Origin of the sequence: Variovorax sp. dw_308 (genome assembly GCF_019207085.1) — a bacterium.
Taxonomy (GTDB): Bacteria; Pseudomonadota; Gammaproteobacteria; order Burkholderiales; family Burkholderiaceae_C; genus Variovorax.
Genome location: NZ_JAATOM010000076.1, coordinates 1 through 2108 on the forward strand (window position 1 = coordinate 1; position 2108 = coordinate 2108).

General features: G+C 68.4%; 2 protein-coding genes. Both read left to right on the plus strand.

The features are described from left to right. Positions 1 to 965, plus strand: a 965-nt coding sequence (locus HCU76_RS36235; RefSeq protein WP_218512050.1) for an AMP-binding protein, incomplete at its 5' end; no start/stop codon positions are given. Between the two features lie 30 nt (positions 966 to 995). Next, positions 996 to 1973: a tripartite tricarboxylate transporter substrate binding protein gene (locus HCU76_RS36240; RefSeq protein WP_213959972.1), complete on the plus strand. Its 978-nt coding sequence runs from the start codon at positions 996 to 998 to the stop codon at positions 1971 to 1973. The last annotated feature ends 135 nt before the right edge of the window (positions 1974 to 2108 follow it).

Here is a 2108-nt window from a genome sequence, read left to right on the forward strand (position 1 = left end):
TGTTCGAGCGCACGGTGCGCAACCTGCGCGAGATCTCGCCGACCTTGCTGACCTCCGTGCCTTCCGCATGGACGATGCTGGCGGCGGAACTCGAGCGCGACCCGCAACTCGCCCGCAGCGTGTTCGCCCGCGTCGTCAACTTCGGCTACGGCGGCGCCAGCCTGCCCAAGGACGTCAACGAGCGCATCCAGCGCGTGGCCGAGTGCACCGTTGGCGAGCGCATCGTGTTCGGCACGGGACTGGCCTCGACCGAGACCACCGGCGTCGGCACCTACCGCGCCTGGGTCAGCGACGACCTGGCCAACATCGGCGCGCCGGGGCCCGGCACCGAGATCAAGCTGGTGCCGCTGGACGGCGACCGCTACGAGATCCGCGTGCGCGGCGCGCACAACTTCAGCGGCTACGTGGCGCGGCCAGACCTCACCGCGGCCGCCTTCGATGAGGAAGGCTTCTTCAAGCTTGGCGACGCCGTGCGCCTCGTCGACATGGACGACCCGGCCAGGGGCATGCGCTTCGATGGCCGCGTGGCAGAAGACTTCAAGCTGGTCAACGGCACCTGGGTGCGCACCGGCTCCATCCGACTGGGCCTCATCGAACGCTGCGCGCCGCTCATCACCGATGCCGTGATCTGCGGGCATGACCAGCACCATGTCGCCGCGCTCGCGTGGCCCAACGTGGCCGCCTGTCAGCGCCTGCTGCCGGAACTCGCCGGTCTCGACGCCTCCGCGTTGTCGACCCACCCCGCCCTCGTCGCGGCCCTGGGCGAATGCCTGCGCAAGGACGGCGGCAGCGCCAGCCTGCGTGTCGAGCGCCTGATGCTGATGGCCGAGCCGCCCTCGATGGACGCCAACGAGATCGCCGACAAGGGCTACGTCAACCAGTCCACCACGCGCGCGCGCCGCGCCCATCTGGTGGACGAACTGTTCGCCGACAAGCCCGGCCCGCACATCGCCACCACGCGCTGAACGAATCACACAAAACGGAGACAGACCACCATGCGCAACCTCATCGGCAAGGCATTCATCGCCATCGCCGCGCTCGCCTGCGGCACGCACGCCCTGGCCCAGGACTATCCGGCGCGCCCCATCACGATCGTCGTGCCCGCGCCGCCCGCGGGCGCCACCGACGTGCTGGCCCGCGTGCTGGCCGACGAACTCGGCAAGAGCCTCAAGCAGACTGTCATCGTGGACAACAAGCCGGGCGCCTCCGGCATGCTCGGTGCCGCGCTCGTGGCCCGTGCGCAGCCGGATGGCTACACCCTGTTCCTGTCGCATGCCACGCCGATCTACTACGCGCAGTACATGTTCGCGAAGGTGCCTTACGACGTGCGCCGCGACTTCGCCTTCATCACCGAACTGTGCTCGGCCAGCCTGGTGTTCGCGGTCAACAAGGATGTGCCCGCGCGCAACATGAAGGAATTCGTGGCCTGGGCCCAAGCCAACAAGGGCAAGGTCAACTACGGCTCCTTCGGCGTCGGCTCGTCGAGCCATCTGCTGAACGCGCACCTGAGCGAATCGCGCAAGCTCGACATGACGCACGTCGCCTACAAGGGCGAGGCGCCGATGATCCAGGACATGATCGCCGGGCAGATCCCGATGGGCATCGGCACGCTGGGCACCATGGCGCCGCACATCGCGAGCGGTAGCCTGCGCCCGCTGGCCATCATCGGTGAGAAGCGCCTGCCGGAACTCCCCAACGTGCCGACGATGGCCGAGGCCGGCTTCACCGACGAGGAGTTCAAGCCGCTGGGCGGCGTGATGCTGACCGCGCCGGCGAAGACGCCGCCGGCCATCCTCGCGCGGCTGGAGAAGGAAACGCGCGCAGCCGTGCAGACCGCCGCGATGAAGGCCCGCTTCCAGGCCTACGGGCTCGTGGCCATGGGCAACAGCTCGGCCGAGTTCCGCAAGAATCTGGAGGCCAGCGGGCCGATGATCCAGAAGCTGGTGCAGGTGTCGGGGGCGAAGGTGGATTGAGTCGCCTTGCGCGTTGCCTTTGATGGCCGGGGCGCTGTTGGCCAGGCCTCATGCACGGAGGCTCTGATGCACTTTCCGTTGTGCCTGTCCCAATGCGGATCGGTGCGTTGGCGCGGACGAGGCGTGTGTCGCTGA